The organism is bacterium (genome assembly GCA_024226335.1).
Taxonomy (GTDB): Bacteria; Myxococcota_A; UBA9160; order SZUA-336; family SZUA-336; genus JAAELY01.
In genome coordinates, this window is sequence record JAAELY010000142.1 from 1 (window position 1) to 2,059 (window position 2,059).

At 58.7% G+C, this 2,059-nt stretch carries 2 protein-coding genes; one reads left to right on the forward strand and one right to left on the reverse strand.

Annotated elements, in window-relative coordinates; all coding sequences use genetic code 11:
- Positions 1-33: 33 nt before the first annotated feature.
- Positions 34-177 (forward strand): hypothetical protein, encoded by a 144-nt coding sequence (locus GY725_06625; protein MCP4003854.1) that lies wholly within the window; start codon positions 34-36, stop codon positions 175-177.
- Positions 178-206: 29 nt separating this feature from the next.
- On the opposite strand, the gene GY725_06630 is transcribed toward GY725_06625, so the two are convergent.
- Positions 207-1,973 carry a DUF3987 domain-containing protein gene (locus tag GY725_06630; GenBank protein ID MCP4003855.1) on the reverse strand — a complete coding sequence of 589 codons (1,767 nt, stop codon included), beginning with the start codon at positions 1,971-1,973 and terminating at the stop codon, positions 207-209.
- Between the last annotated feature and the right edge of the window lie 86 nt (positions 1,974-2,059).

Here is a 2,059-nt window from a genome sequence, read left to right on the forward strand (position 1 = left end):
TCTGGCGGATCACGCTGGTTTCCGTCGGCATCGATGATCTCCGTGGTGGTCATCACGATGAGGGCTCTCTTCGGCGGAGAGTTCAAGCTCTTTGTGGCCAGATGTGGCGGAAAGTGGCGCAGTGCTAGTCAACCGCAGGTAGCCACGGGCAAGGATGGCGGCGAGGTCGGCTACTAGAGCCGAATGTGTGGCGATGGTGCGTGGCATCACGCAGCCTCGCCCTGATCGTCGTCGTCGGATGAATTCTGAGGATATTGAGAATTGTGGGGATAGGAATCAAAAGTTGTTTTGGTCTTAACTGACGTTCCAGATGAGGAAGGTAAGTCTGAAATGGCTGTTCTGTTACGATCCCCAATATCCCCAATATCCTCAAAAATCGGATTCACGTCGTATCCAGGACTTCGCGGCCGTCCCCGGCCCTGACCGCGTTCTTCATGCTGTTCGCGGATGTATTCGTGTTCCACTAGGAGCTTCAAGGCTGGCTGAAGATCCGCGACCCTTCTGAACCGGCTTTTCAGATCCTGGAAGGCATCTCGCACGGTGAACGACCGTCTGTCCTTTCGAGAGATCCAGGCCAGTACCTGTCCTGCGTTTTCGACCTCCGGGTCGGCACCCATCTCTGCAAACGCGCCCCTGGCGTGGGCCCGAAAGTACGCACCGATTTCGATAGCCTGTGTGACCGTCGCCAGGTCGATCCTTCGTGTGTCCGGCAGCGAGGGCTCGTTTGCCAGCTTGACGACATGGATGATGCCGCAGATGCGTGCGACAGAGCCGACGTGCTTCGAACCCCAGTCCTGTATCGAGCCGAGTTCACCGAACGGCGCTAGTTCGGGCTCGATCTGCTTCTCGAACGCCCTAAAACGATCGGCAGCGTCCCTATCGAACCGGATTGTGCGAGCGGTCGGTTTCCCGTAGTTGTCGGTGGCCGGCTCCATTTGAAGAATGGCGGTAATCCGCTGCTCGTAGGCCAGCCGGACTGATTGCGGCACCGGCGGAGCGCCAATCCTCCGACGTCCAATGAAGCTCTCGGGGATCGCGTACAGAAAACGTGCTAACAGCCCGCGCCCTCGGAATCCCGGCTTTGAGGCGAGTCCGCGAAGCACGTCGTTCTGGACCGCGAGGCTTACCGTAAGGCAAGGGTTATCGACGGAGTCGGGCGGGCGATTAACTCGATCGACTCGCAGTGGATCACCCGCGTGGCCTTTGAGGAACACGTCGAAGTTCGGTGCGTTGTTGGGGCTGTACCTTCCGGCCATCGACTCGAAGATCCCGCCCTCAGCTGACAGTACAGCGAACTGCCCATCGTAGTCGCTGATGAGTTGAGCAAGTTTCTCTGGCGTCACATCGTCCCCGAAGATTCGAGGGTGAGGGGGCACACGAAGCGACTCCAACTCATTCGCTGCGTCAACAGCCTGGCGTTCTAGTTGGGCTCGGTCAGGGGGTTCGGCTTTCGCGGCCTCTTTCTGTGCCAGCTGGCATCGCTTCTTGAGAATGTCGTGGCGCGTTCTAGCGTCAGTGATCCCCGGGGCGAGTCGCTCCCACTCTGACTTCTCAAACTCGGTGATTGGCCGGGTTAAATCGGTTACGACGGCTGTCTTCCGGTTGCCTGAATCAAGCACCACTACAACGAACAGGTTGGTCGGTTCCTCCCAACCTGGTCGAACCTCGACACGGAAGCGGCGACCAATAGCGACAGAGCATGCTGCCAGCACGAGGCAGCCGGCCAAGTCCATGGGAGTCTGTGTCGCAAGCGACTCCGCTTTTACGAACTCCGAGAGCGGAGATGGCAGGCTATTGACAGTAAACTCGGGAAGTTTGTGCGAACGGAATGGAATCGGCGAACCCCAGTCATCAGCGCGGTCGTCCTCGATCGCGGGGTGATCGTCGCTGTCGGGTTCAAATGGAACGACTTCGTCTAGTCCATGACCTGCATCGAGGTGATCAAAGGCGTCCTTGCCTTCCTTGGACTGCACGAGCCTAACGGACTCGACCCTGCCTTCCAGGCACTGGGCCACATCGAGAGCGTGCTTGACGCCCTTGTCGTCCGTGTCGGCCCAAA

Excerpts from the sequence above, each read along its gene's own strand:
- GY725_06625 (MCP4003854.1), top strand. The coding sequence starts at position 34 with ATGATCTCCGTGGTGGTCATCACGATGAGGGCTCTCTTCGGCGGAGAG.